At 69.2% G+C, this 23,856-nt stretch carries 26 protein-coding genes and 1 tRNA gene; 18 read left to right on the top strand and 9 right to left on the bottom strand.

Annotation, left to right across the window (positions count from 1 at the left end; translation table 11 throughout):
* Window positions 1-26: 26 nt before the first annotated feature.
* Together ACRARE_RS16035 and ACRARE_RS16040 are read left to right on the top strand one after the other, a co-directional pair.
* On the top strand, window positions 27-722 hold the full coding sequence (locus ACRARE_RS16035) for an HAD family hydrolase (protein ID WP_432657465.1): 696 nt from the start codon (window positions 27-29) through the stop codon (window positions 720-722).
* A gap of 188 nt (window positions 723-910) precedes the next feature.
* A complete protein-coding gene (locus ACRARE_RS16040) occupies window positions 911-2,512 on the top strand; it encodes a trimethylamine methyltransferase family protein (protein ID WP_432657466.1) in 1,602 nt (533 codons plus the stop codon).
* Between the two features lie 51 nt (window positions 2,513-2,563).
* Here ACRARE_RS16040 and ACRARE_RS16045 read toward each other — a convergent pair whose 3' ends face one another.
* Complete coding sequence (locus ACRARE_RS16045; protein ID WP_432657467.1) at window positions 2,564-3,088, bottom strand: CHAP domain-containing protein; 525 nt, start codon at window positions 3,086-3,088, stop codon at window positions 2,564-2,566.
* A gap of 262 nt (window positions 3,089-3,350) precedes the next feature.
* Window positions 3,351-4,136 (bottom strand): NYN domain-containing protein, encoded by a 786-nt coding sequence (locus tag ACRARE_RS16050; RefSeq protein WP_432657468.1) that lies wholly within the window; start codon window positions 4,134-4,136, stop codon window positions 3,351-3,353.
* 144 nt (window positions 4,137-4,280) lie between these two features.
* Between ACRARE_RS16050 and ACRARE_RS16055 the strand changes: the two genes are divergently transcribed.
* The 4 genes from ACRARE_RS16055 (at window position 4,281) to ribD (ending at window position 7,781) form a co-directional block, all read left to right on the top strand.
* The gene (locus tag ACRARE_RS16055) at window positions 4,281-4,868 is read left to right on the top strand and encodes a heme NO-binding domain-containing protein (protein WP_432657469.1); all 588 of its coding nucleotides are present in this window, start codon (window positions 4,281-4,283) and stop codon (window positions 4,866-4,868) included.
* A gap of 74 nt (window positions 4,869-4,942) precedes the next feature.
* Window positions 4,943-6,010: a GGDEF domain-containing protein gene (locus tag ACRARE_RS16060; RefSeq protein ID WP_432657685.1), complete on the top strand. Its 1,068-nt coding sequence runs from the start codon at window positions 4,943-4,945 to the stop codon at window positions 6,008-6,010.
* A gap of 182 nt (window positions 6,011-6,192) precedes the next feature.
* Window positions 6,193-6,663: a transcriptional regulator NrdR gene (gene nrdR / locus ACRARE_RS16065; RefSeq protein ID WP_432657470.1), complete on the top strand. Its 471-nt coding sequence runs from the start codon at window positions 6,193-6,195 to the stop codon at window positions 6,661-6,663.
* On the top strand, window positions 6,660-7,781 hold the full coding sequence (ribD, locus tag ACRARE_RS16070) for a bifunctional diaminohydroxyphosphoribosylaminopyrimidine deaminase/5-amino-6-(5-phosphoribosylamino)uracil reductase RibD (RefSeq protein WP_432657471.1): 1,122 nt from the start codon (window positions 6,660-6,662) through the stop codon (window positions 7,779-7,781). Before nrdR ends, ribD begins: the two co-directional genes overlap by 4 nt.
* Here the strand turns inward: ribD and ACRARE_RS16075 are convergent.
* The 3 genes from ACRARE_RS16075 to ACRARE_RS16085 all read right to left on the bottom strand — a co-directional run bounded on the left by ACRARE_RS16075 (window position 7,778) and on the right by ACRARE_RS16085 (window position 12,494).
* Entirely contained in the window at window positions 7,778-9,892 is a 2,115-nt protein-coding gene (locus ACRARE_RS16075; RefSeq protein WP_432657472.1) for a capsule polysaccharide biogenesis protein, read from the bottom strand. The two genes, ribD and ACRARE_RS16075, sit on opposite strands and share 4 nt — an antisense overlap.
* Before the next feature lie 4 nt (window positions 9,893-9,896).
* Window positions 9,897-11,033: a polysaccharide biosynthesis/export family protein gene (locus ACRARE_RS16080; RefSeq protein WP_432657473.1), complete on the bottom strand. Its 1,137-nt coding sequence runs from the start codon at window positions 11,031-11,033 to the stop codon at window positions 9,897-9,899.
* A 168-nt stretch (window positions 11,034-11,201) separates the two neighbouring features.
* Complete coding sequence (locus tag ACRARE_RS16085; RefSeq protein WP_432657686.1) at window positions 11,202-12,494, bottom strand: capsule polysaccharide biogenesis protein; 1,293 nt, start codon at window positions 12,492-12,494, stop codon at window positions 11,202-11,204.
* A gap of 270 nt (window positions 12,495-12,764) precedes the next feature.
* Between ACRARE_RS16085 and ACRARE_RS16090 the strand changes: the two genes are divergently transcribed.
* The 7 genes from ACRARE_RS16090 to ACRARE_RS16120 all read left to right on the top strand — a co-directional run bounded on the left by ACRARE_RS16090 (window position 12,765) and on the right by ACRARE_RS16120 (window position 17,206).
* On the top strand, window positions 12,765-13,355 hold the full coding sequence (locus ACRARE_RS16090) for a riboflavin synthase (RefSeq protein WP_432657474.1): 591 nt from the start codon (window positions 12,765-12,767) through the stop codon (window positions 13,353-13,355).
* A gap of 50 nt (window positions 13,356-13,405) precedes the next feature.
* Window positions 13,406-13,948, top strand: coding sequence for a hypothetical protein (locus ACRARE_RS16095; RefSeq protein ID WP_432657475.1), 543 nt, complete (start codon window positions 13,406-13,408; stop codon window positions 13,946-13,948).
* A 149-nt stretch (window positions 13,949-14,097) separates the two neighbouring features.
* Complete coding sequence (ribB, locus tag ACRARE_RS16100; protein ID WP_432657476.1) at window positions 14,098-15,228, top strand: 3,4-dihydroxy-2-butanone-4-phosphate synthase; 1,131 nt, start codon at window positions 14,098-14,100, stop codon at window positions 15,226-15,228.
* Window positions 15,229-15,234: 6 nt separating this feature from the next.
* Window positions 15,235-15,762, top strand: coding sequence for a 6,7-dimethyl-8-ribityllumazine synthase (locus ACRARE_RS16105; RefSeq protein WP_432657477.1), 528 nt, complete (start codon window positions 15,235-15,237; stop codon window positions 15,760-15,762).
* A gap of 40 nt (window positions 15,763-15,802) precedes the next feature.
* Window positions 15,803-16,297 (top strand): transcription antitermination factor NusB, encoded by a 495-nt coding sequence (nusB, locus tag ACRARE_RS16110; protein ID WP_432657478.1) that lies wholly within the window; start codon window positions 15,803-15,805, stop codon window positions 16,295-16,297.
* Between the two features lies 1 nt (window position 16,298).
* A complete protein-coding gene (locus ACRARE_RS16115; protein ID WP_432657479.1) occupies window positions 16,299-16,805 on the top strand; it encodes a GNAT family N-acetyltransferase in 507 nt (168 codons plus the stop codon).
* Between the two features lie 95 nt (window positions 16,806-16,900).
* Entirely contained in the window at window positions 16,901-17,206 is a 306-nt protein-coding gene (locus ACRARE_RS16120) for a hypothetical protein (protein ID WP_432657480.1), read from the top strand.
* A gap of 274 nt (window positions 17,207-17,480) precedes the next feature.
* Here ACRARE_RS16120 and ACRARE_RS16125 read toward each other — a convergent pair whose 3' ends face one another.
* Both ACRARE_RS16125 and ACRARE_RS16130 read right to left on the bottom strand, forming a co-directional pair.
* On the bottom strand, window positions 17,481-18,233 hold the full coding sequence (locus tag ACRARE_RS16125) for a COG3904 family protein (protein WP_432657481.1): 753 nt from the start codon (window positions 18,231-18,233) through the stop codon (window positions 17,481-17,483).
* Window positions 18,230-19,489, bottom strand: a complete 1,260-nt coding sequence (locus ACRARE_RS16130; protein WP_432657687.1) for a hypothetical protein — start codon at window positions 19,487-19,489, stop codon at window positions 18,230-18,232. Before ACRARE_RS16130 ends, ACRARE_RS16125 begins: the two co-directional genes overlap by 4 nt.
* Window positions 19,490-19,662: 173 nt before the next feature.
* Between ACRARE_RS16130 and ACRARE_RS16135 the strand changes: the two genes are divergently transcribed.
* Window positions 19,663-20,118 carry an MmcB family DNA repair protein gene (locus ACRARE_RS16135; protein WP_432657482.1) on the top strand — a complete coding sequence of 152 codons (456 nt, stop codon included), beginning with the start codon at window positions 19,663-19,665 and terminating at the stop codon, window positions 20,116-20,118.
* 36 nt (window positions 20,119-20,154) lie between these two features.
* Here the strand turns inward: ACRARE_RS16135 and ACRARE_RS16140 are convergent, their stop codons facing one another.
* Window positions 20,155-20,355 (bottom strand): DUF6324 family protein, encoded by a 201-nt coding sequence (locus tag ACRARE_RS16140; protein ID WP_432657483.1) that lies wholly within the window; start codon window positions 20,353-20,355, stop codon window positions 20,155-20,157.
* A 416-nt stretch (window positions 20,356-20,771) separates the two neighbouring features.
* On the opposite strand from ACRARE_RS16140, the gene ACRARE_RS16145 reads away from it, so the two are divergent.
* Window positions 20,772-20,848 (top strand) — tRNA-His (locus tag ACRARE_RS16145).
* A gap of 58 nt (window positions 20,849-20,906) precedes the next feature.
* On the opposite strand, the gene ACRARE_RS16150 is transcribed toward ACRARE_RS16145, so the two are convergent.
* On the bottom strand, window positions 20,907-21,440 hold the full coding sequence (locus tag ACRARE_RS16150; protein WP_432657484.1) for a hypothetical protein: 534 nt from the start codon (window positions 21,438-21,440) through the stop codon (window positions 20,907-20,909).
* Window positions 21,441-21,571: 131 nt separating this feature from the next.
* On the opposite strand from ACRARE_RS16150, the gene ACRARE_RS16155 reads away from it, so the two are divergent.
* The 3 genes from ACRARE_RS16155 to ACRARE_RS16165 are packed head-to-tail and all read left to right on the top strand — an operon-like array spanning window position 21,572 to window position 23,769.
* A complete protein-coding gene (locus ACRARE_RS16155; protein ID WP_432657485.1) occupies window positions 21,572-22,144 on the top strand; it encodes a hypothetical protein in 573 nt (190 codons plus the stop codon).
* Window position 22,145: 1 nt separating this feature from the next.
* Window positions 22,146-22,733 (top strand): LemA family protein, encoded by a 588-nt coding sequence (locus ACRARE_RS16160; protein ID WP_432657486.1) that lies wholly within the window; start codon window positions 22,146-22,148, stop codon window positions 22,731-22,733.
* A gap of 7 nt (window positions 22,734-22,740) precedes the next feature.
* Window positions 22,741-23,769 carry a hypothetical protein gene (locus tag ACRARE_RS16165; protein WP_432657487.1) on the top strand — a complete coding sequence of 343 codons (1,029 nt, stop codon included), beginning with the start codon at window positions 22,741-22,743 and terminating at the stop codon, window positions 23,767-23,769.
* The last annotated feature ends 87 nt before the right edge of the window (window positions 23,770-23,856 follow it).

Consider the following 23,856-nt stretch of genomic DNA (forward strand, 5'->3'; position numbering starts at 1 on the left):
CCGGGCGCAGAAGGGAAAGACAGCGGATGCTCAGAGGTTTGATCTTCGACAAGGACGGCACGCTGTTCGACTTTGCCGGCACCTGGAACAGCTGGGCGGAAGGGGTGATCGCCGATCTGGCCAGGGGCGATGCGGCCCAGGCGGCCCTGCTGGCGGGCGCGCTGCGCTTCGATCTGGCGCGCGGCGGCTTCGACCCCGACAGCCCGGTCATCGCGGGCACCAACCGCGAGGCGGCGGAACTGCTGCTGGCGCATCTGCCCGGGCGCAGCCTGACTGAGGTCGAAACCTATCTGGCCGAGGCCGCCGCGGAGGCGCCGCTGGTGCCGGCCACGCCCCTGGCGCCGCTGATGCAGCACCTGAGCGGCGATCTGGGGCTGCACCTGGGGGTGATGACCAACGATTCGGAGTTCTCGGCCCGGCGCCAGCTGCGCGCCGCCGGGGTCGAGGGGTTCTTTCCCTTCCTGGCGGGCTTCGATTCCGGCCATGGGGCCAAGCCGGACGCGGCGCCGTTGCTGGCCTTCGCGCAGCAGACCGGTCTGCCCCCGGCCCAGGTGGGCATGGTGGGCGACAGCACCCATGATATGCTGGCGGGCCGCGCGGCGGGGATGATCTGCATCGCCGTGCTGACCGGCCTGGCCCCGGCGGAAGAGCTGGCGCCCCATGCCCATGTGGTCCTGCCCGACATCAGCCATCTGCCGGAATGGCTACACGCGAGCCGCTGACCCCGCTCTGATCGACGCCCGGAACCGCGCCCTGCCGGGGCGGCGACTGCCCGTGTTCTGCGCAAGGCGCGGGCCGCAGGGGTGCTCTGCGCGGGTGGATGCGGCAAAAGCGACGGTCCATGTCGTTTTCCTGCGGGCAACCGGGCCCAGGCCCGCGCTTCTCTGGGACAGATCCCAGGGAGATCGCCATGACCGACCGCTGCCAGAGCCCCGACACCGGCCTCGACGCCACTTCCCCCTCTGCCCGCAAGGGCCGCCGGGGCGGGGGCCGGGCCGGATCCGCCGCCCGGCGGGGCGACCATGCGATCCAGCAAAGCCCCTGGCGTATCCCGATCAACATCGACGCCCCCACCGAACCGCTGACCGAAGAGGGCGTCGCAGCGGTCCACGCCGCCGCCATGACGGTGCTGGAAGAGATCGGCGTGGCTTTCCTGCACCCCGAGGCGCGCCGGATCCTGGCCGGGGCGGGCTGCCTGGTCGAGGGCGAGGTGGTGCGCATGGGCCGCGATTTCGTGACCGAGATGCTGGCCCTGGCGCCGCCGGAATGGACGCTGCATTCCCGCAACCCGGCCCATGACCTGCCGATCGGCGGGCGGGCGATCCTGTTTGGCAATGTCTCGTCGCCGCCGAACTATTGGGACATGGATCTGGGCCGCAAGATCCCCGGCACCCGCGCCCATTGCGCCAACCTTCTGCGGCTGACCCAGTATTTCAACTGCATCCATTTCGCCGGTGGCTATCCGGTGGAACCGGTCGATATCCACCCCTCGATCCGCCACCTGGACGTGCTTTTCGACAAGCTGACCCTGACCGACAAGGTGCCCCACGCCTATTCGCTGGGCGCCGAGCGGGTCGAGGACGTGATGGAGATGGTGCGCCTGGCGGGGGGCTGGGACGAAGAGACCTTCGTCTCGCGCCCGCATCTTTATACCAACATCAACTCCACCTCGCCGCTGAAGCATGACTATCCGATGCTGGACGGCTGGATGCGTATGGCGCGGCGGGGTCAGGGGCTGATCGTGTCGCCCTTCACCCTGGCGGGGGCCATGGCGCCGGTGACCATGGCGGGCGCGGTGGTGCAATCGCTGGCCGAGGGGCTGTCGGCCATTGCGCTGGCCCAGGTGATCCGCCCCGGCGCGCCCTGTGCCTTCGGCACCTTCACCTCGAACGTCGACATGAAGTCCGGTGCGCCCGCCTTTGGCACGCCGGAATATATGCGTGCCACCCAGATGACCGGCCAGATGTGCCGCCACTACGGGCTGCCGATGCGCGCCTCCGGCTCTTGCGCCGCCAATGTGCCCGACGGGCAGGCCATGTGGGAAACCTCGAACGCGCTGTGGTCGGCGGTGCAGTCGGGGGCCAATATCGTCTACCACGCGGCGGGCTGGCTGGAGGGCGGGTTGATCGCATCCCCGGAGAAATTCGTCATGGATTGCGAAGTGATCCAGCAGATCCAGCGCTATCTCGAACCCGAGATCTGCGCCGTGGATGAGGGATCGCTGGCGCTGGAGGCGATGCGCGAGGTGCGCCAGGACGGCCATTTCTTCGGCATTCCCCATACCCAGGAACGCTATACCACCGCCTTCTATCAGCCCTTCCTGTCGGACTGGCGCAATTTCGAGGCCTTCCAGCTGGCGGGCGAGGTCTGGACCGCCGAGCGGGCCCATGGCACCTGGAAACGCATCCTGGCCGAGTTCACCCCGCCGCCCATGCCCGACGCCAACCGCGCCGCGCTGGAAGACTTCGTGATCCGCCGCAAGGAAGAGGGCGGGGCACCGACCGATTTCTGAGGCCCCGTGATGTCGAGGGCCGCAGGTCGGGCGCAGGGCGCCCGAAAGTCGTCAGGCGTCGGGCAGGATGAATCCCTCGACCGGATAGACCGATCCGAAGGCGCCGGGCACCGTTTCCACCCGCACCCGCGACCAGTCGTTCGCCTCGGAGACGTCGATGACGGCCATGCCCAGCGAGACCTCGTTGCGGTGCCAGTTGGCATGGTCGATCAGCAGCCGCCGCTCGTCTTCCTGGGCCGAGACCACGGCCACATGGCCAAGCGGCATCGAGGGCGTGGCGCGGAACACCATCACCGCGCCGATCTCGGGCGCCTGGCTGACCGGATAGCTGTCCTGGGCCTGGCCCCACCAGGTGCGCGCATTGCCGCGGATCTCGATGCCCGAGAGGTTGCGCGCGAAGGGCACGCACCAGACGCGGGCGCCCCGGCTTTTCAGGGCGTCGACCTCTTCCATGGCGAAGGACAGGCGTTGCGGGGCGATCCCCGGGATGTCTTCCGTCTGCGGCATCTGGGTACAGGCGGTGGTGGCCAGCAGGCCAACGAGCGCCACAAGGCGGCGCGGTGTCGTCAAGCGCAAGATATGCCCCCGAATTGGTCCTTGGTCTTAGAGCCCGGCCGGGTGACCGGCGGGTCAGGGGCTTCTGCGTCAGGGGCGGGGGAAGGCCAAGGGGGGCGGGGGCAGGCAGGCAGAAACCTGCGCAGCGGCGGGACCCGATCGGCGGAGATACGCGTTCGCGCGCGCGAGATGCAACGCGGGCGGAACGGGGGGTGTTCGCCCGCAACCGGGGCGGGTGGCGGGCGGAGCTGATCGGTCCCTGGGGCCGGGGGCAGACGGGGCGTCAGTCCAGCCGCCGCACCTCGACCTGATTGCCTTCGCCACGCCGGGTCTCGAACAGCGGCAGGGACTTCACCAGGTCGCTCAGCTTGCGTTTGCCATAGCTGCGGGTGTCGAAATCGGGCTTGGCGGCGGTGATGTACTGGCCGATCTGGCCCAGCAGATACCAGTCGTCATCCTGGTTGATCGCATCCATGGCGCGGATGATCAGCTTGGTCGGATCCTCGGTCTCGGCGGGGGCCTCCGAGGCGCTGGCGGGGGTCTGGGCCTCTTTTGCGTCGTCCTTGGCGGGGGCACTGCGCGCGCCGCGCTCTTTCTTCGCCGGATCGCCTTTGCCCGTGTCGGGCAACAGGTTCTCGACATAGATAAACCGCTTGCAGGCCTTGACGAAGGCGGCGGGGGTCTTGCGCATCCCCATGCCGAAGACGTCCAGACCCTGTTCGCGGATGCGGCTGGCCAGGCGGGTGAAATCGCTGTCGGACGAGATCAGCACGAAGCCGTCGAACCGACCCGAATGCAGGATGTCCATGGCGTCGATCACCAGGCTGATGTCGCTGGCGTTCTTGCCGGTGGTATTGGCGAATTGCTGGTAGGGGACGATGGCCAGGTTGGCGATCTTGTCCTTGGTCCAGCCCTGGGGGCCGCCGCCCGAGAAATCGCCGTAGATGCGGCGGATGCTGGCCTCGCCCAGGGTGGTGATCTCCTCGAACATCGCCTCGGCGAACTTGGCCGAGATATTGTCCGCGTCGATCAGGACCGCCAGAAGCGGCGGTTTGGTATCGGTGGGCATGAAAACCTCATTATTCAGTCCCCCCGACCCTAGGCCCTTCGCCGCCCGAGGGCCAGCGCTTCGGCGCCCGCGCCCCGGGGCGGCGTTGACCCGTTCTTAAACCTCGCGCCCCATTCTGGCGGTGCAAAGGATGGCGGGGTGCGGATGCACGGATTGATCAACAGGTCGCTGCAATGCTTCCTACGCGACACCTACGGGGCCGCGCTGTGGCAGGACGTGGTCGCCGCCGCCGATCTGCCCGTGGCCGAGTTCGAGGCGATGCTGAGCTATGAGGACGCGCTGACCTTCCGCGTGCTGGAGGCGGCGGGCGAGCGCCTGAACAAGTCCCGCGCCACCCTGCTGGAGGATCTGGGGACCTATCTGGTGTCCCATCCCCATAACGAGGGGCTGCGCCGTCTGCTGCGCTTTGCGGGCGTGGGCTATGAGGATTTTCTGCATTCCCTGGACGAACTGCCCGACCGGGCGCGGCTGGCGGTCTCGGACCTGGCCCTGCCCGAGATGGAGCTGCGGCAGCTGACCGCGACCCGGTTCCAGATCACCTGCACCGCGCATCCGCCGGGTTTCGGCCATGTGTTGGTGGGCATCCTGCGGGCCATGGCGGATGACTATGGCGCGTTGGTGATGCTGGAGCACGGCGGCTGCCGGGCGGGGGGCGAAACGGTCGAGGTGACGCTGATCGAGGCGGCCTTTTCCGAGGGGCGGGCCTTTGATCTGGGGGCGCGCACCGGATGAGCGGGCCCGAGATGATCCCCGCGCCGGGATCCGGGGGACCCTCCCTGGCCCTGGCGGCGCCACCGCTGCCGCCCATGCCGATGGCGGCGCTGGACATTCTGGCGCCGATGCATCTGGTGCTGGACCCCACGGGCCATGTGATCCACGCCGGGCCCACGATGCAGAAACTGCGCCCCGACGCGCCGCTGGTCGGCCAGCGCTTTCTTGAACTGTTCGAACTGTCGCGCCCGCGCGCGGTGGACAGCATGGCGGCGCTCTTGGCCTCGGCGGGGCTGAAGCTGCACCTGAGGCTGCGCGACGCGCCGCGCACCGCGTTGAAGGCGGTGCTGGCGCCGCTGTTGCCCGATGCGGCGGGGCGGGCGGGGGCCGTGGTCACTTTTTCTTTCGGGATCTCGATCCTGGATGGGATCCAGACCTACCGGCTGCATTCCGGCGATTTCGCCCCCACCGACCTGACCATCGAGATGCTGTACCTGATCGAGGCCAAGACCCTGGCGATGGAGGCCTCGCGCACCCTGAACCAGCGCCTGCAAGGGGCCAAGATCGCGGCCGAGGAACAGGCCTTCACTGATACGCTGACCGGGCTGAAGAACCGCCGCGCCATGGATCACGTCCTGGCCCGGCTGATCCGCACGGGCCAGGATTTCGCCCTGATGCATCTGGATCTGGACTGGTTCAAGCAGGTCAACGACAGCTACGGCCATGCGGCGGGCGACCATGTGTTGCAGCATGTGGCGCGGCTGATGATCGACGAGACCCGGGCGGGTGATACCGTGGCGCGGATTGGAGGGGATGAGTTCGTGTTGCTGTTTCACAACCTGACCAAGCGGTCGCGGATCGAAGAGATCGCGGCGCGGCTGATCGCCCGGCTGGAACAGCCGGTGCCCTTCGGCGCCGCCCGTTGCCGGATCTCCTGTTCCATGGGCACCACCCTGTCCACCTTCTACGACGCGCCGCAGCCGGAACAGATGCTGGCAGATGCCGACGCCGCCCTTTACGCCAGTAAACACTCGGGGCGCGGGCGGCATGGGTTCTTTGTCCCGCCCGATGCCCCCCCGTCCGCCATCGCGCCGGATCCCGCCCCACCCCCGCCCGTCCAGGAGACGCGGGGCGCGCGGGCGCCGCGTCGCCCCGCCGACTAGGGCCGATCTGCCGCAAAACGGGGCGCTTGCGCCCCACGGCGGCCCCCGGTCAGTGCAGATCGCGTCGCATATCTAGTTGTGTGAAAACGCCTCTACCCAATCCCAGGGGGACCCCCTATAGTACCTGTGGATAAGATGAAAGCGCGCCCATATCTCGCGGCGCGAGAGGGGAGCAAGGTCCGATGCGCTGTCCGTTTTGCGGCAATGTCGATACCCAGGTGAAAGATTCCCGCCCGGCGGAAGACCATGCTGCGATCCGTCGCCGCCGCCTTTGCCCGGCCTGTGGCGGGCGGTTCACCACCTATGAACGCGTGCAGCTGCGCGACCTGGTGGTGATCAAGTCCAATGGCCGCCGCGAGGATTTCGATCGCGACAAGCTGGAACGCTCGATCCGCATCTCGATGCAGAAACGTCCCGTCGAGCAGGAACGCATCGACCAGATGATTTCCGGCATCGTGCGGCGCCTGGAAAGCATGGGCGAGACCGATATCCCGTCCAAGGTCATAGGCGAGATCGTGATGGAGGCCCTGGCCCGGATCGACACCGTGGCCTACGTGCGTTTTGCAAGCGTTTACAAGAACTTCCAGGCCGCGGACGATTTTGATAAATTCGTCAGCGAACTGCGCCCGAACCTGCCCAAAGACGGGGAATGACCCGCGCGACCGAGGACGCCCGCTATCTGGCGCTGGCCCTGTCGCTGGGGCGGCGCGGGCAGGGCCGGACCTGGCCCAACCCGGCCGTGGGCTGTGTTATCGTCAAGGACGGCCGCATCCTGGGGCGCGGCTGGACCCAGCCGGGCGGGCGGCCCCATGCGGAACGCGTGGCGCTGGATCAGGCGGGCGCGGGCGCGCGCGGCGCCACCGCCTATGTCTCGCTGGAACCCTGTGCCCATCATGGCCGCACGCCCCCCTGTGCCGAGGCGCTGATTGCCGCCGGGATCGCCCGGGTGGTGGCGCCGATCGAGGATATCGACCCCAATGTCGACGGTCGCGGTTTTGCCCTGCTGCGCGAGGCGGGGGTCGAGGTTTCCACCGGGTTGATGGCGGCCCAGGCCCTGGCCGATCACGCCGGGTTCTTCCTGAACCGGGCCCAGGGGCGGCCGCTGGTGACGCTGAAGATGGCGTTGACCCTGGACGGGCGCATTGCCACGGCGACCGGCGAAAGCCAGTGGATCACCGGCCCCGTCGCCCGGCGCGAGGTCCATGCGCTGCGCGCCCGCCATGACGCGGTCATGGTCGGCGCGGGCACGGCGCGGATCGACGATCCCACCCTGACCGTGCGCGATCTGGGCGTCGCGCATCAGCCGGTGCGCGTGGTAGTGTCGCGCCGTCTGGACCTGCCCCTGATGGGCAATCTGGCGCGCACCGCACGGGATGTGCCGGTCTGGATCTGCCACGGTCGTGACGCCGATCCGGCCCTGGTCGAGGCCTGGACCGGCCTTGGCGCACGGCTTTTCTCCTGCGATCTGGCGGGGCGGCAGCTGGATATTTCCTCGGTCCTGCAAGAGCTTGGGCAGGCGGGGCTGACGCGGGTCTTCTGCGAGGGGGGCGGCGCGCTGGCCGCGACCCTGCTGGGCGCCGACCTGGTGGACGAGCTGATCGTGATGTCCGCCGGGATTCTTCTGGGGGCCGAGGGGCGCCCAGGCATCGGCGCGCTTGGCCTGGACCGGCTGGCCGAGGCGCCGCGCCTCAGCCTGGCTGAGATGCGCGCCCTGGGGCCTGATGTTCTGACCCGCTGGGTGCGCCCGACCTCGGACGGATCGGCGCCCTAGCGCCAGAGCGCGGAATGGGTGGCCAGTGCCCCCTGGGCCTTGGCCAGAAGGCGCAGGCCCGGACTGCGCGGCGGCACGGTGCCAGAGGCCAGCCGCGACACCGCCACTTCGACCGAACAGGGCTGGCCCGTCACCGGATCCAGATAGCGCGGATAGTCGATCAAGGTCGCATGAACCAGGCCTTCCAGCGGCACCCGCACCCGGCGGCGCGACAGGTGATCCACGTCGCGGGTCAGGCCCCAGCCCGCATAGAAGGGCAGGCCGGTGCAAAACACCTCGACCCCGCGCAAGAGCGCCTCGAACCCCATCAGCGAGGTCATGGTCCAGACCGCATCCACCGCCTCCAGCAGGGCGGCGGGGTCGGCCTCGGGCACCACCAGATCGGCATAGCGGCGCGCCTCGTCTTCGCTCAGGGCGCCGGGGCGCAGCCCGCGGGTGACATCGGGGTGCGGCTTGTAAAGGATCAGCGCGCCCGGCTCGACCTGGCGCGCGGCGGCCAGCAGGTCGATGTTGCTGGTCACAGACCCGCCGCCCAGGCGGACCGAGGCGTCATCCTCGACCTGGCCCGGCACCAGCACCAGCCGCTGGCCGGGCCGGCGCGGCGGCAGGTCGGGCAGGGCGGTTGGATCGCCAAGGTTGTATTTCGACAGCCCCGCCGCGCGTAAGCTGGCGATCAGCCGGTCCACGCGCAGCGCCTGATCGGGGCGCAGGTTGGCGCGCATCTCGATCCAGCGTTCCAGGCGGCTTTCGCGGCGGGGGTCATAGTACATCCCCAGATCGTCGAGGCAGAGCGACAGCGGCGGCACCAGATCGGCGCCAAGCCCGCGTGAGCGCAGAAAGCCGTCCTCGACCCCCGCCGCGCCGCCCGTGGCAATGCCCCAGCTCATGCGCTTCTGCGGCCCGTTGCCGGGCGAGAAGCGCATCCGCTTTTGCTGGCCGAAGAAGGCCTGGAAATGGCGGCGTTTCCACAGGCGGATGTTCGTCGCGCGCCAGCCCGCGCGGTCCTCGCGCCAGGCGCGGGTGCGGGCGGCCAGGGCCTCGGCCACCTCTTCGGCCTCGCAGAGGCGGTCGTGATGGGGGTCGTACCAATAGGGGTAAAGCAGCAGCGCCCCGGTGGTCAGCTGCGCCCGGGTCAGGCTGCGGCCCCGGCGAGAGGGGCCGGGGGGCAGCGGGTGGCGGTCGTCGCTGAGGCCCCAGCCCGCGTAGAAGGGCAGGCCGAAGACCCGGGGGCGGTGGCCCGCCAGGATCGCCTCGAACCCCAGTTGCGAACTGACCGTATAGACCGCCACCGCGCCTTCCATCAGCGCCCAGGGGCTGACCGGCGCGTCCAGCAGGGTGATCTTGCCCTCGGGGGCTGTGGCCACGTCCTTTTCGCCGAAGTATCCCGGGCGGCGGCCCTGGGTGGTTTCGGGATGGGTCTTGATGACGATGCGGGCGCCGGGGTGATCCTCCTGCGCCCAGTACAGCATCTCGCGGAAGGTGTTGGCATCGGCCCCGCCCAGGCGCACCGAGGCATCGCCGCGCAGCTGATCCACCACCAGCACATAGCCCGGGGCGGGCAGGGGCAGGGTGGGATCGGTGGCGGCATATTTCGACAGATGCGCCTCGCGCATCCGCGCGATCAGCCCGCGCGACCGGGCCAGCAGGTGGCTGTCGTCCAGCGGGTGGCGTTTCAGCAGCCGTTCCAGTTCCGAGGGCGCGCTGCCGTCGAAATGACAGCCCAGCCGGTCGATGGTCAGGCCCAGGGGCGCCTCATGGCCGCTGCGCGCGGGGTGCAGCGAGCGCAGGAAGGCGTCCTCGATCCGCACCAGCTGGGCGCCTGTGCGTTCCGCCATCGCCTCGCCACGGCGGGCATAGGGGGAATGGCCCCAGACCCCGATCAGCCCTTCCGGGTCCGGCCGGCCCAGGGGGGCGATGCGATAGCCCGCCAGGTCGAGGATACGGCGAAGCCGCTTCTGGCGCAGGAAGCCGGCATTGTAGACATGCAGCTTCAGCTTTTCGGCCTCGGGCAGCGCGTCAGTCGGGCCCGCTGCCGCAGCGTCAGCTGCCTGCCGCCGCTCTGCCCCCGCCCCGTGTTGATCAGACGAAGAAAGGCGGCCGGTCGGCGTCATGCGGTTACTGGCCTGCCAGGGTGCCCAGGGCGTTGACCGAACCCAGCGAACCGGTGAGCGCCGCGATGGTCTTGTCCCACTGGGTGAAGGGGGCCTCGGTGACATACAGAAGGTCGCCGTCGCGGATCAGGAAGTCGCGGGCCATGAACATCCCGTTGGGCTGGGTCAGGTCCAGCACATAGACCATGCGCTGCGCGCCGATCAGGTCGTTCCGGCCCAGCACCTGGGCGGCTACTTCCTCGGCCTCGTTGCGGAAGACGAAGACGCCCGTCGGATCGGCCGCATTGGCCTGCAAACCGCCCGCCTGGGCGATGGCCTCGATCCCCGACAGGGTCTGGCTTTCGAAATCGATGACCGACTGCGCGCCGGTGGCGCCCAGCACGGTGAAAGAGCGGGTGTCCTCTTCCACCAGGATGCGGTCGCCGTTGCGCAGGGCGATGTCATAGCGCGGATCGTCGAACAGATCCTGGAACCAGATGGTCGAGCGCTGGCTGCCCCGGATCACCGTGATCAGCGCGCTTTCAGGGGCCACGGCCACGCCGCCCGCGGCGGCCAGCATCCCCGACAGGCGCAGGGTGGGCCGTTCGATCGGGTAGACGCCATTGCCCGCGATGGCGCCGATCAGGGTGACGGTGGCGCCGTCGCCCGCCTCGCGGCGCACCTCGACCTGCGGGTCGGGCGTCTGGTCCTGAAGTTTCTCGGTGATGATCCGGCGGATCGCCTCGGGGCTGTTGCCCGCCGCGCGGATGCGGCCCGCGTAGGGAACAAAGATGAAGCCCGCGCCGTCGACCTGCACCGCGTCGAGCGAGGTGAAGTTTACCCCCTCGCTGGCCAGGAGCCCCTCATCGACGTTTTCCCAGATGGTCAGCGACAGGGTGTCGCCGGGGCGGATCACATCGGCGGCCACTTCGCCCGCGTTGCGGAACCCGTCGGAAAAGCCCAGGGCGGGGATCACGGCGGTGGCCCGGGTCACCCGGTCGTTGACGGCGATGACGAAGGCGTCGCCCTCGCGCTGGACGGACCCGGCGTAGATCTCGCGCTTGGTCGGACCGCTGCGCGGCAGCACGTCACAGGACGACACGGCCAGAATCGTCGCGACCAGCGCGACGGGTTTCGCCCATCGGGTAGCATTGGGTTTCACTGCTCGTCTCCTCGACCTGTGTCCGGTCGTTGTCCTTGTCCCGACTTGGTGCCGGGCTGTTCTTTCCTGCGATCTGCCCGGGCTTGGCCCCGGATCCGCCGCCGGATCTGCCTCATTCCCCTCAGGTTACAGAAGCTTGGGGGCAAAAGCCAGCCTCCTGCGTATGCCTCAGGGCACGGCGCGCAACTGTTGCCTGGGCGCCGCGGTGCCGTGGCGCAGGGCGTCGTAGGGGTCCTTGTCGTCCAGCATCATGTCGACCACCTGGCGCATCAGCTGGCGCCGCCCGGCGGCAGAGTAGAAGCCCCCCGCCACCTGGCTGGTTTCCAGCAGGAAGCGCCGGTAATCCTGATAGGCGCGACGGTCGGGGCGGCTGGCACCGGCGAAGAATTCGGCCAGAGGCTGGGTCGAGACGAACTCGGGCTTGTCGTAGACCGCCGCGCCGAAGGTCTTCAGCGGGATCCCACGGTACAGTACCTGCTGACCGGCGGTCGAATTGACGGTGACCGCGCTGCGGGTGTCGGCCAGCAGCCGCGCCAGCTTGCCGCCGCGCACAAAATGCACCCGCCCCTCCAGCCCGTGGGTGCGGGCCAGCCGGGCGATGTCGCGGCGCAGCGGGCTGCGCCCGTCCTCCAGGGGATGGGCCTTGAACACCAGGTGGTGGTAGCGCGGCGCGCCCTCGGCAAAGCCGCGCATCACCACCTCCAGGAACTCGGTCATGCTGGCGAAGGGGGAATGGGCCTGGAAACTGCTGTCATGGGCCAGTTGCAGCAGGGCGACGTGATAGGGAAAGCCGCCGCGCCGGATGCGGCGCGAGGCCAGGGCGCGGCGCGCCGCCGTCACCGGCATGGTCAGCAGGCGCAGCAGATAAAGCTGGAACTCGCGCGCCACGCCGATCTCGCGATGCGGGCGGAACTGGCGGTAGCGGCGGTTGGCGCACATCACGAACCCATGGTACAGCGCGCCGTAGAACACATGCTGGCGCATGTCGCCCCAGACGGCGGGGGGCAGGGGGGCGTCCATGTCCGACAGGGCCAGCATCTGGCGCATGTCCTCGACGCCCAGGCGCATCAGCCGCGAATTGCCGTTCGAGCCGCCGCGCTCATAGGTCACCCAATAGGGCCGCATGTAGCCCTCTTCGAAGACATGCACCCGAAGGCCGCGCGCCCGGGCGGCGGCCACGGCGCTGGCGTGGATCGGGCGGATGTCGCCGTAAAGCACCAGATCGGTCACACCCTTCTGGGCGCAAAGCGCGTCAAAGCGGTCGGGCCAGGCCTCGGGGGCGTCGCGGAAGGGGATATAGCTGGCCCGGTCCGGCCAGAAGACGGCATCGCCCGCGTTGAACCCGACGCGCCAGCAGGTGCCGCCCGCAGCGCGCAGGGCGCGGGCCAGCTGGTGGAAGAAGGGGCCATGGGGCCCCTGAAGGAACAGGAAGACCCGCTCGTCCGGTGTCTGTGCCGTCATCATGCCGTCAACTTCATGTCCTGACGCGGGCGCCCGGTTGCGGCGCCCCTCGCGTTCTACGCTCTTCAAACCTCTGGCCCCAGCCCTGACGGCGCAAACCGGCAGAAATATGGCTCGGGTCGGGCCTTACGGGGATCTCTACCGCCTAAGGGCCGGGCGTTTCCAGCCTGTTAACCGCGCCGTAGGCAGGCGCGGGCGCGGCGCGGCCCTTGCGGGGCGGCGCGCCGCGCGCTACGCCCGGTTGAAGGCATATTGCAAGGAGACGCGGCCATGTTCACCGGCATCATCACCGACCAGGGCGAGATCCGGGCGCTGACCCGGGGCGGCGATCTGCGGGCGCGCATCGGCTGCGCCTATGACATGGACAGCGTCGACCTGGGCGCCTCGATCGCTTGTGACGGCGTCTGCCTGACCGTGGTCGAGATGGGCCCCGACTGGTTCGACGTCGAGATCTCGGCCGAGACCCTGTCGAAGACCAACCTCGATAGCTGGGCCGAGGGCCGGGTGGTCAACCTGGAACGCGCCCTGAAGGTGGGCGACGAGCTGGGCGGGCATATCGTCTCGGGCCATGTGGACGGGGTGGCGACGCTGATCTCGCTGAGCGAGGAGGGCGACAGCACCCGCGCGGTCTTCGAGGCCCCGGCCGCCTTGGCGCGCTTCATCGCCCCCAAGGGCTCGGTGGCGCTGAACGGCACCTCCTTCACGGTGAACGAGGTCGAGGGCGCGCGCTTCGGGATCAACATGATCCCCCATACCAAGCAGGTCACCACCTGGGGCCGCGCCGCCACGGGCGACCGGATCAACCTGGAGGTGGACACCATGGCGCGCTACGTCGCCCGCCTGCAGGAGTTCGAGGGCTGAGCGGCGGCGGTAATCCCCGGGCCACCATTGGCCACAACCAGGGCCCGTCGATGGCGGCGGGCCGCCAGTTCCGCACCCATATGTGGGCCCGGGCCCGGGCCAGCCGGGCTGAGGCGAAACTGCCCCTGGCGCTGCACCGCGCGCGGCTGGCGCGGGCCCGGGAGCTGGGCCTTAGCTATGCCGACTACAGCGCCATCCGCGCCAGCGCGGGGCGCGATATCGCGGCCTATCTGATCTCGTCCAACGCCCTGGGGGTCTATGCTATTGCGGGCCGCGCCGGTGGTGGGGCAGGGGCCGAGGCCGAGCTGGTGTCAGAGCGGCTGATGTCGCTGCGCCATGTGCGGCGCATCGGGCTGGCCCATCCGCCGCTGACGCCTGCCGCCCTGATGGAGCGGGTGGCGGGGCTGGATCTGGCCTTTGCCGCGCCGCCCCTCTTGGGCAGCTGGGCCGAGATCCGCGCCGCCCTGGCCCGCGCCCAGGGGCGTCTGCCCGCCGCCGGGCTGGTGGCGATCACCGCCCTGGGGCTGGAACGCGACTGGGTCGCCGCCGGGGGCCTGGGCGGCAGCCTGCCCGCCGAGGCGCTCTTTGGCTGAAGGCCCGCGGGCCTCGCCCGGTCCGTGCCGCCCCGCCCCCGTCCCACCCCCGCAGCCCCGCACGCCGCATCTGCGCGGCGATGCGTCGTCTGTGACTGGCCTTTCCCGCGCCTCTGCGCTAAGGCCAGCGCAAGGAAAAGGAGCGTGCCATGTCCGAGAGCGTCGCATTTGAGAACAAGGGCCCGGTGGAAGAAAGCTGGTCCGATGCCATCTCCTCTGTCGAGGAGATCATCGAGGACGCCCGCAATGGCCGCATGTTCATCCTCGTCGATCACGAAGACCGCGAGAACGAGGGCGATCTGGTGATCCCCGCGCAGATGGCCACGCCCGAGGCGATCAATTTCATGGCCACCCACGGGCGCGGGCTGATCTGCCTGTCCCTGACCGGCGACCGGGTCGACCAGCTGGGTCTGCCGCTGATGTCGTCGCAGAACTCGTCGCGGCACGAGACCAACTTCACCGTCTCCATCGAGGCCCGCGAAGGTGTCTCGACCGGCATTTCCGCCCATGACCGCGCCCGCACCGTGGCCGTGGCCATCGACGCAGGCAAGGGCGCCCAGGACATCGCCACCCCAGGCCATGTCTTCCCGCTGCGCGCCCGCGAGGGCGGCGTGCTGGTGCGCGCCGGTCATACCGAGGCCGCGGTGGACGTGTCGCGCCTGGCGGGGCTGAACCCCTCGGGCGTGATCTGCGAGATCATGAACGAGGACGGCTCGATGTCGCGGCTGCCCGAACTGGTGGCCTTCGCGCAGAAACACGGGCTGAAGATCGGCACGATCTCCGACCTGATCGCCTATCGCCGCCGCCACGACAACCTGGTGCGGGTCGAGAAGGAAGAGGTGGTGACCTCGGAATTCGGCGGCGAGTGGCAGCTGAAGATCTACACCGACGAGACCCAGGGCGCCGAGCATATCGTGCTGATCAAGGGCGACATCACCACCGATGAACCGGTGCTGCTGCGGATGCACGCGCTGGACCCGCTGCGCGACGTGGCGGGCCTGGGGCCCGCGGGGCGCGCGGACGAGTTCGGCGCCGCGATGCGGATGATCGCCGCCGAGGGGCGCGGCGTGGTGGTGCTGCTGCGCGATCTGCACATGAAGCTGGCGGGCGGCGAAGAAGTGTCGCCGCAGACCCTGCGCCAATACGGGCTGGGGGCGCAGATCCTGACCTCGCTCGGCCTGTCGCAGCTGGTGCTGCTGACCAATTCCCCGCAACCCAACGTGGTGGGGCTGGATGCCTACGGGCTGGAAATCACCGGCACCCGCCGGATCGAGGAGTAAGGCGCAATGGCTGGTTCCGAACTGCACTACACCCTGCCGCGTGGCGAGATGATCAAGCCTGCCAAGGTGCTGATCGTGGTGGCGCCCTATTACAAGGACATCGCCGACGAGCTGATCGCCGGGGCCCGGGCCGAGATCGAGGCCTGGGGCGCGACCCACGACCTGATCGAGGTGCCCGGCGCCCTGGAGGTGCCCACGGCCATTGCCATGGCGGGCCGCATGGCGGAATACGACGCCTTCGTCGCCCTGGGCTGCGTGATCCGCGGCGAGACCACCCATTACGACACCGTCTGCAACGACAGCTCGCGCGGCATCACCCTGCTGGGCCTTCAGGGCCTGTGCATCGGCAACGGCATCCTGACGGTCGAGAACCGCGACCAGGCCCTGGCTCGCGCCCGGGTGGCCGAACAGAACAAGGGCGGCGGCGCTGCCGCTGCGGCCTTGCATCTTCTGTCGCTTTCGCGCAAATGGGGCGCTCCGAAAGCCGGGGTGGGATTCCTGCCCGCCGCCGATGACCCCGCCCGCGCCGGTTGAGACACCACCGACCGGACCCAGCAAAGAAGACGCGCCCAAGATGAGTGACGACACCCCGACCCCGGCCGCGCCCCTTTCGGGCAACCAGAAGCGGAAGATGCGGTCTGCCTCGCGTCTTTACGCGGTGCAGGCGCTGTACCAGATGGAACTGGCGGGGATGTCCGTCGAAAAGGTGATCGTCGAGTTCGAGGATCACCGCTTTGGCGCCGAATACGAAGAGGCCGAGTACCTCGAAGGCGACGTGGACCTGTTCCGCAAGACCCTGCGCGATGCGGTGAACTGGCAGGCCAAGATCGACCAGATGACCGACCGCGCGCTGGTGGCCAAATGGCCCATTGCCCGCATCGACCCGACCCTGCGCGCGCTGTTCCGCGCCGCGGGCGCCGAGATGCTGGAAGGGGACGCGCCGCCCAAGGTGGTCATCGTGGAATATGTCGACGTGGCCAAGGCCTTCTTCCCCGAGGGGAAGGAAGCTAAGTTCGTCAACGCCGTTCTGGACCACATGGCGCGCGAAGCCAGGCCCGAGGCCTTCTGAGGTGACAAGCCTGTCGCCCGAAACCGCCTCGCACCCTGCGCATTGGCGCCGGGCCCGGGCCGCCGACCTGCCCGCAGTTTCTGCCGTTCTGACCGATCCCGCCTTCTTCGACGTGCTGGGCGCCGTGACGCCCGAGGCGCTGGCCGAGGCCTGCGCGCCGGACGGTGCCCGCCGCCTGCTGGCCTTCGATGTCGCGGGCGACCTGGCGGCCTTCGCCTATCTCTCTGGCTGCGACGGCGACCGGCCGAAGCTCGAGGAATTCGCCGTTCTGTCGCGCGGACAGGGGACCGGCACGCGGGCGCTTGCCTCCCTTCTGGAGGTGCTGCGCGCCGAGGGCCGGGCGTCCTTCTGGCTGCATGTGGTGCCTGACAATGAACCTGCGCTGGCCCTCTACCGGCGCCTCGGATTCGGGCGCGAAGAGTTCATGCCCGACTTCTGGCTGACCCGGAACGGCGACCGCGTGGACATGCTGCGCCTGCATTACGACTTCGTCTCCGTCGAGGCGTGAGCGCGCTGCGACAGCCTGTCCCGGCGCGGATGCCTGACAGGCGGGGCGTTTTGCTGTAGGATAGCCCTACCGCAGACCGTCGCAGGATCTCTCCCATGCCCAAGCTTGTCCGTCTTTACATCACCCAATGCCTGATCGGCTTCGGCATCTCGGCGCTGTTCACCGCCGGGCTGATCTATTTCGACGTCATGGGCCTGCAACGGCTGGTGCTGGGATCCTCGGACGGGATCCTGGGCGCCTTCCTGATCTTCTTCTCCAACGGCATCGTCTTTGCCGGGGTGCAGTTCGCAATCTCGATCATGCGCCTGGCGGAAAAGGACGAGGGGCCCAAGGGCGGCACCCGCCTGCCGATCCTGGCAGAGCCGGTGCGGGTCGAGGCCACGGCCAAGCCGCGCCGCTGAGGGGCGCAGGTCGTTCCTGCTAAGGGGAAAAGTGGCGGGCCCGCACGCAACCGTTTGAGTGACGCATTCCCGAGGACCTGATAATCAGGTGGGCGCCAGATAACCGGACCACGGCCCGGACAGAGCCAGCTCCCTCGGAGTTGCTTAAGGCCACCGGAATGTACTCGTTCACGAGAAGGGCAGCACCCGCCGAGGCCTGAGGTAGGCCCTTCGCCGGGGCGCGGCAAGGGGGCCGGGGGGATTTTGCGTAAATTCCCGCGCCGGGGGAGGGGCGTCAGCCGGTCTCGGTCAGCAGGTTGAAGTCGCGCAGTTCTTCCCGGGTCAGCAGGTAAATCTCCTTGGGCGGGGTCATCAGCGCCGGTTCCATCAGCCGCAGGTCGATCCCCATCTCGTCCAGATAGCGCACCACAAGGCCCTGGCCGCGCTGGATGTCCGAGACGGCGGTGAAGGCGGGCAGCAGGGTGTTTTCACCGAAGTAATGCTGATGCACGCCGATCCGCGCGCCCGCGTCGGCGCGCCGTTCCGTGCCGCCGGACAGCACATAGGGGCAGGCCGAAAGGCAGATCGCCCCGGCCTCCATGTTGGTGGCCAGACCGGCGGCGCGGATCGCGCGGCCCAGCTCCAGCGCGTCGGTCACCGATCCGCCGGGGCTGTCCAGCCAGATCTCTTGCGGCGCCTCCGCGCTGCTGCGCGCGGCGATCTGGTCGCTGATGCGGGCGCCGTCGCCCGGCGCGATCTGCCCGCTGAGGTGCCAGGCGCCGTCGCGTTCGGTCAGCACCAGCCGTTCGGGCATCGGGCCAGAGGGCGCCAGACCTGGGCCCGCGGGACGGGTCGCCGGGTCATAGCGGCGGGTCTGATCGCCGGGCGCTGTCGGCTGGTCGAAGCCCGGCGCAGCGGGGCCGCGTGTGGGCAGGGTGAAATCGCGCCCCAGATCGCCCGCGAAAAGCAAAAGCGCCAGCAGCACCTGTAGCCCAAGGGCAGCGGTCAGCGCCCGGCGCAGGGGGCGGGCGGAGGGATCCTCGCTCATGCCCCGGGCGCCTTATCCTGGGGCGTGAGGGCCGCCGGGGCCTCGGGCGCGCCCGGTTCGGGCAGCTCGGCCCGGCCATGGGCCAGGGCCACGTCCACCTCGCGGGCGGCTGCCAGGGCGGCGCGCAGCTCCGATACGGTCATGCGGTCCTCGATCGGCACCGCCTCGCGCCCCGAGCGGATGGCGGTATGGGTCACTGTCAGGATCAGAACCAGCACCGCAGGCAGCAGGTCGATGGCAATCGCCCCCGCCCAGGAGGGGACGAAGTTGCCCGCATAGCGGATCACCGCATCGGCGGGCGAGAGGGGGGTATAGGTGATCTCGGTCGGGCCGGGCAGGGCGGTCACCTGGGCGGCGGCGGCTTCCAGCGTGGCGGCGCGTTGTGCCAGCACGTCCAGGACCGAGGCAATGGTGGTGCCCTGGGCGCTGCGGTTGGCCTCGGTGCCGCCGTCGAGTTCAGGCAGCACGACCGAGGCGGTCAGGTCCTGCGCCGCGCGTTCCACCAGCGGCGCCACCGACAGTTGCCGCAGCCGCGCGATGAGGCCCGCCAGTTGCACCGCCTGTTCGGAAAACTCGACTGCGCGGGTTTCCACTGGCCCGGGTTCCACCGTCAGGGCGCGCATCCGGCTGAGGATCGCGTTGCCCTCGGCGAAGGCGCCGTCGACCAGGGGCGACTGGGCGGCGATCTGCGCCTGAAGGGCGGCCAGCTCTTCCGACTTCTGCCGCAGCACGCGGAAGACCGCGCCGCGCCCCGCCAGGCCCGACAGCCCGCCCGAGGCTTCCTGCTCCGACAGGTCGGCAAAGCTTTGCTGCACACGCGCCACGTCGCGTTCCAGCCCCTGGGCGGCCAGGGCGTTCTCGTTCGCGCGTTCCAGCGCCGCCTGATAGTCCTGCACGGTTTCCGCCAGGTGCTGTTCCACCGCAGCGCCCCCCGCCAGCGCCGCGGCGTTCAACCAGGAGGACATGGCGACAATGGCCAGCGAGCCGAGGCCAAGCGCCCCCATCAACCCGGCGCGGGACCGCGCGGTGCGCATCGCGGGAAAGAGGCGCATCAGGTAGGACCAGAAGACGAAGATGCCCGTCGAGACGGCGATGGAATAGGCGATGGCGGCAAAGGCCTGCATCGCCCCGTCGCCATCCAGCAGGGACTGGACGCCAAGATAGGTATAGATCCCCGAGGCCACCGCCAGCACCCCCAGGGCGGCGCCGGTGAACGTATCCAGAAATCCCAGATGCTGTTCAAGTTCCTGCACCATGCGGGCGCGCGGATCGGGCCGCGCGGCCCGGTCGGTCTTGGTCTGGTCTGTCAAAGGCCTCTCCCCCGGCTGTGGCGGGCGCCCGGCAAGGGGCCCGTCTCGTTTCAGATAGGGTGGCCGGGAGCGGGGCCAAAGGGACTTGCGCATGTTCACTAAATGTTCAGAATGCCCCCATGCCCGTGACCCCCCTGTCCCCCGATCCCGTTCCCCCGCAGCCCGGCCAGCTGATCGCGCGGGGTGTCTGCCGTCTGCTGAAGGGCCACAACTTTGCCCCGCTGGAGGAATTCGTGCCCGAGCGCGGCAAGCGCGTGGACGTGATGGGCCTTGGACCCAAGGGCGAGATCTGGGTGGTGGAATGCAAAAGCAGCCGCGCCGACTTTCTGTCGGACGGCAAATGGCAGGGCTATCTGGAGTGGTGCGACCGCTTCTTCTGGGCCGTCGATCAGGATTTCCCGGTCGAGCTTTTGCCCGAGGACAGCGGGCTGATCATCGCCGATGCCTACGGCGGCGAGATCCTGCGGATGCCCGAGGAACACAAGCTGGCGGCGGCGCGGCGCAAGGCGATCACCGCCAAACTGGCACGGGATGCGGCCTGGCGGCTGCAAGGGCTGCGCGACCCCCGGGTCTGATCCGGCGGCGCGGGAAGGGGGGCGAAGGCGCGGGGCTTAGCGGCGCTTCTTGCCGCCCGCCTGCTGCGCGGCCTGGGCGGCGGCGCGGATCTCTTCGGCGATTTCCAGCGCCTCGTCGGGTTCGAAATCCATCGGGATCTCGATGCTGCCCGCGTCGATGAACAGGCGCACCATGCCCTGGTCGGTGGGGCCGATCTGAAGGTTTGCTTCGATGTCGCGTTCGGTGTCGATACCCATGAAATCCAAGCTCCGGAAAAGATCCGTGGTCGTTACCTTGGCAGGCGGGCTTTGGCAAGGGCAGGCGGCGGGGCGCCGGGCGGCCCGGGGCGCGTCTTTTTTGCGGCAAGGGACACATTCTTGCCATAATTGAGCAGCATAGTGAACACAACTTCGGCCCAAACGGGCCACCCTCCAGACAAGTCGCCCTCCCTCGGGGGACAGTCAGAACACAGGAATGACAGCCGGGTTGCCCGGATCTTGTCCCGGCGCCACCTTCGGATGCTCTCCCGAAGGTGGCGTTTTCTTTTGTGGCCCCGCGACAGAGTTCTCAAAGCCCGCAAAGCGGCCCGGCGAAGGACGGGCGGGCAGGGTGAATTTTTGCGTGAACTGCCCCTTGCATTCGCTGACGGGGCTGGGTAGATGACCCCTCACGTGCCGCCTTAGCTCAGTTGGTTAGAGCGCTGGATTGTGGATCCAGAGGTCCCCCGTTCAAGCCGGGGAGGCGGTACCACTCCCCCCCCCCCGACATGATGATGCGACGCGCCAATGGCGGGTCGAGCCCTGTGCGGCTAGCGTTGCAGCAGCACGCGGCGGCTGCCCCCGGCGCTATTGGCCATATAGCCGGTCGCGGCGTTCTGATCGTAGAACATCAGCGCCCCCCAACTGCGGCGATTGCCGCTGCCGACCTGCCAGAAATAGCGCGTGGGCCTGTCGCAGGCGGTCAGGATCTGCACGTCTGTCTCGGACAGGCCAGAGGGGGTCGTTGCCTCGGCCGAGACATCGACGGGCGGATCGCCTGCGCCGGTGACCAGGATCAGCGGCACGCTGGGCCCGCCGCCGCCCTCCATCACCAGCTGCCCCGAAGCGGCGGCGCGCAGGGTCACGGCCATGACGTTGGTGCCCAGGGTCAGCCCGGTTCCGGTGGCGCTCATCGACCAGGGACCGGCAAGCAGTTCGGCAAGGCTGGCCTCCATCTGGGCGGAGGGAATCGCCGCGCCGTCCTGACAGACGCTCAGGGCGAGGGTCTGCTGGGCCGGGGCGGGGCCCGCCAGGCCAAGGCCAAGGGACAGGGCCGCGGCGGCGGCAAGGGTGGGTGTCTTCATCTGAACCTCCTTTCGCGTGGATCGCACCCGGTCTAGGGGCCGGCCCGAGGGCGGGCCTCTCTCATATGGGTGGGGCGCGGGGCAGGCATGGGGGGCAGAACCGGGGCCAGATCACAGCTTCGGAGGATCCCATGCCGACACGACGTTTCTTCTGCCACTCTGCGGGGGCCAGCCTGCTGACCGCGCTGGCCGCCGCCGCACCGGGCCTGCCGCGCGCCGCAGCGGGGCGGGCCCTGGCCCTGGTCCTGCCCGATGCGGCAAAGCTGCGTGGCCTGGCGGGGCCGCAGGTCCATGCGGCGCTGGCCAGGCGCCTGTCGCTCAAGGTGGCCAGCCCCGAGGCCCTGGGCTGTGGCCTGGCCTTCGCCCGGGTCGAGGGCGGCGCGGTCGAAGGGCTGTTCCTGTCCGAGCCCTTCCGCGCCAGGGGCGGCGATGTCCTTTTTCCCGGCGACAGTTTCCTGCCCGCGCCGGGGTTCTTCTCGGGCCGTCTGCCGCTGTCCGGCAAGATCGCCTTTCCCGGCGACAGCTTCTTTCCGGGCGACAGTTTCTTCCCTGGCGACAGCTTTGCGCCCACGCAAGAGCTGCGGGCGGTGGTGACCAAGATGGCGTTGTCGGCCGGGATGCGCGCGGGCTATTTCGCGGTGCCGCTGCCGCAGGGCGAGGGGGCGCAGGTGACGCCACTGATGCTTGCGGCGGAGGCGGGCTGATGTGGGGCGCACCCGAGAGGCCGGGCCGATGATCGCCGCCGTCCTGCTGATCGCGCTCGGGATCGTGCTGGCGATCCTGATGCAGAACCGTCTGGCGCAGGCCCGCGCCGCTGTCGATGCGGGCTTCCACGGTATCGAGGTGCAGCTGAAGCGTCGCCATGACCTGGTGCCTGCGCTGGTCGCGGCGGTGAAAGGGGCCATGGCCCATGAAACCGCGCTGATCGACCGGCTGATGGCCGCCCGCGCCGCCGCCATGGCCGCCCCGGCCGAACCCGAGGCAGCGGCGGCGGCGGAAGAGGTGCTGAGCCGCTCCCTGCGGGCCTTCGTCGCCTATGCCGAGGATACGCCCGAGATCACCGCCACCGCCAATATCCGCGATTTCCAGCGCAGCCTGGAGGAAACCGAGGATCAGATCAGCGCCGCGCGGCGCCTCTACAATGGCAATGTGCAGCGCTTCAACACGCTGCTGGATGCGATTCCTTTCTGCTGGCTGGCGCGCGCGATGAAGCTGCAACCGGCCCGCTATTTCACCCTGTCCGAAACCGAGGCGCGCGCCGTGCAGGCGGTGCCCGACACCCGCCTGACATAGGTGCCAGATGAGCCAGAGACGTTACTGGGATCCCTTTGACGGGACGATCCGCATCACCCCCATCGAGACGGCGAAAGGCGGCGGGGCCCGTCTGCCCAACTGGCTGAAACGCCTGCCGCCGCTGGCCATCCTCGGCACCATGCTGTGGCTGCTGATCGCCGCCGTCCGGGCCGACAGTTTCCCGGTGCTGCCGACGATCTGCACCAGCCTGGCCTTCGCCTCTCTCTTTCTCTTCGAGAAGCTGGAGAACACCGAGGGGCGGCGGCGCGCGCGCTATGTGCGGCTGGCCCGGGCCAATGGCTGGGGCTTCACCGACAAGCTGTTGGAACGGCAGGTGGAATTTGGCCGGGCCATCGACGGCGACGGAGATTTCGAGCGCCGCACGCAGTTGCAGAAATCCGAACGGATGCTGAAGATCGAGGCGCATCTGCCCGAGCTGACGAAGCTGAGGGTCGGGGCCTTCATGGGGGCGCTGCTGGACAGCGAGTTCTGGGGGCCGCTGCCCGGCCAGCCGGATCAGCCCATGTGGATGGCCGTCGGCACCACCCAGATGGAGGCCGGGCTGGGCCGCGCCCGCACCCGGCGCGACACCCGGGGCGGGCAGGGGGGCTATGGCCAGCTTTTCACCATCGTCGGGGCCTTTCAGCTGGGGCGCGACACCGGCATCCGGGCGGCCATCGCGCCCGAGAGCCTGTTCAGCCTGGGCCCGCTGGATCGCGACCTGAAGACGGAATCGACCGCGTTCAACGCGGCCTTCCGGATCGCCGGGCGCGCCATCGCGGGCGGTCGGGCGGCGGCGGAGGTCGAACAGGAGGTGCTGCGCATCCTGACCCCCGCCACGCAGACCAGCCTGCTGGATCTGAAGGCGCGACATGCCAAGGTGGGCTGCGTGGTCGAGGCCGAGGTTCTTTATGTCATGGTCCAGGACTGGCTGTCGGGCGGGAATGCGACCGAGGCCGCGCTGGATCGGCTGCTGCCCGAGATCCTGGCCGAGTTCCAGGCCGCGCAGCAATCCTTCCGCGCCTATATCGAATGATCCATGCCCCCCGTTCAGAGGAGGCGACGGCGCCAGGCGGCTGGTAATTTGCCGCCATGGAAACATCTTTTCTGATCGGACCCCAGG

The sequence above is a fragment of the Pseudooceanicola aquaeponti genome (assembly GCF_050897975.1).
Taxonomy (GTDB): domain Bacteria; phylum Pseudomonadota; class Alphaproteobacteria; order Rhodobacterales; family Rhodobacteraceae; genus Pseudooceanicola.

What these genes read in the sequence shown, in the direction of transcription:
- ACRARE_RS16035 (WP_432657465.1), top strand. Translation starts at nt 27, where the DNA reads ATGCTCAGAGGTTTGATCTTCGACAAGGACGGCACGCTGTTCGACTTT.
- ACRARE_RS16040 (WP_432657466.1), top strand. Translation starts at nt 911, where the DNA reads ATGACCGACCGCTGCCAGAGCCCCGACACCGGCCTCGACGCCACTTCC.
- ACRARE_RS16050 (WP_432657468.1), bottom strand. Translation starts at nt 4,136, where the DNA reads ATGCCCACCGATACCAAACCGCCGCTTCTGGCGGTCCTGATCGACGCG.
- ACRARE_RS16055 (WP_432657469.1), top strand. Translation starts at nt 4,281, where the DNA reads ATGCACGGATTGATCAACAGGTCGCTGCAATGCTTCCTACGCGACACC.
- ACRARE_RS16060 (WP_432657685.1), top strand. Translation starts at nt 4,943, where the DNA reads ATGCCGATGGCGGCGCTGGACATTCTGGCGCCGATGCATCTGGTGCTG.
- nrdR (WP_432657470.1), top strand. Translation starts at nt 6,193, where the DNA reads ATGCGCTGTCCGTTTTGCGGCAATGTCGATACCCAGGTGAAAGATTCC.
- ribD (WP_432657471.1), top strand. Translation starts at nt 6,660, where the DNA reads ATGACCCGCGCGACCGAGGACGCCCGCTATCTGGCGCTGGCCCTGTCG.
- ACRARE_RS16075 (WP_432657472.1), bottom strand. Translation starts at nt 9,892, where the DNA reads ATGACGCCGACCGGCCGCCTTTCTTCGTCTGATCAACACGGGGCGGGG.
- ACRARE_RS16085 (WP_432657686.1), bottom strand. Translation starts at nt 12,494, where the DNA reads ATGACGGCACAGACACCGGACGAGCGGGTCTTCCTGTTCCTTCAGGGG.
- ACRARE_RS16090 (WP_432657474.1), top strand. Translation starts at nt 12,765, where the DNA reads ATGTTCACCGGCATCATCACCGACCAGGGCGAGATCCGGGCGCTGACC.
- ACRARE_RS16095 (WP_432657475.1), top strand. Translation starts at nt 13,406, where the DNA reads ATGGCGGCGGGCCGCCAGTTCCGCACCCATATGTGGGCCCGGGCCCGG.
- ribB (WP_432657476.1), top strand. Translation starts at nt 14,098, where the DNA reads ATGTCCGAGAGCGTCGCATTTGAGAACAAGGGCCCGGTGGAAGAAAGC.
- ACRARE_RS16105 (WP_432657477.1), top strand. Translation starts at nt 15,235, where the DNA reads ATGGCTGGTTCCGAACTGCACTACACCCTGCCGCGTGGCGAGATGATC.
- nusB (WP_432657478.1), top strand. Translation starts at nt 15,803, where the DNA reads ATGAGTGACGACACCCCGACCCCGGCCGCGCCCCTTTCGGGCAACCAG.
- ACRARE_RS16120 (WP_432657480.1), top strand. Translation starts at nt 16,901, where the DNA reads ATGCCCAAGCTTGTCCGTCTTTACATCACCCAATGCCTGATCGGCTTC.
- ACRARE_RS16125 (WP_432657481.1), bottom strand. Translation starts at nt 18,233, where the DNA reads ATGAGCGAGGATCCCTCCGCCCGCCCCCTGCGCCGGGCGCTGACCGCT.
- ACRARE_RS16130 (WP_432657687.1), bottom strand. Translation starts at nt 19,489, where the DNA reads ATGGTGCAGGAACTTGAACAGCATCTGGGATTTCTGGATACGTTCACC.
- ACRARE_RS16135 (WP_432657482.1), top strand. Translation starts at nt 19,663, where the DNA reads ATGCCCGTGACCCCCCTGTCCCCCGATCCCGTTCCCCCGCAGCCCGGC.
- ACRARE_RS16140 (WP_432657483.1), bottom strand. Translation starts at nt 20,355, where the DNA reads ATGGGTATCGACACCGAACGCGACATCGAAGCAAACCTTCAGATCGGC.
- ACRARE_RS16150 (WP_432657484.1), bottom strand. Translation starts at nt 21,440, where the DNA reads ATGAAGACACCCACCCTTGCCGCCGCCGCGGCCCTGTCCCTTGGCCTT.
- ACRARE_RS16155 (WP_432657485.1), top strand. Translation starts at nt 21,572, where the DNA reads ATGCCGACACGACGTTTCTTCTGCCACTCTGCGGGGGCCAGCCTGCTG.
- ACRARE_RS16165 (WP_432657487.1), top strand. Translation starts at nt 22,741, where the DNA reads ATGAGCCAGAGACGTTACTGGGATCCCTTTGACGGGACGATCCGCATC.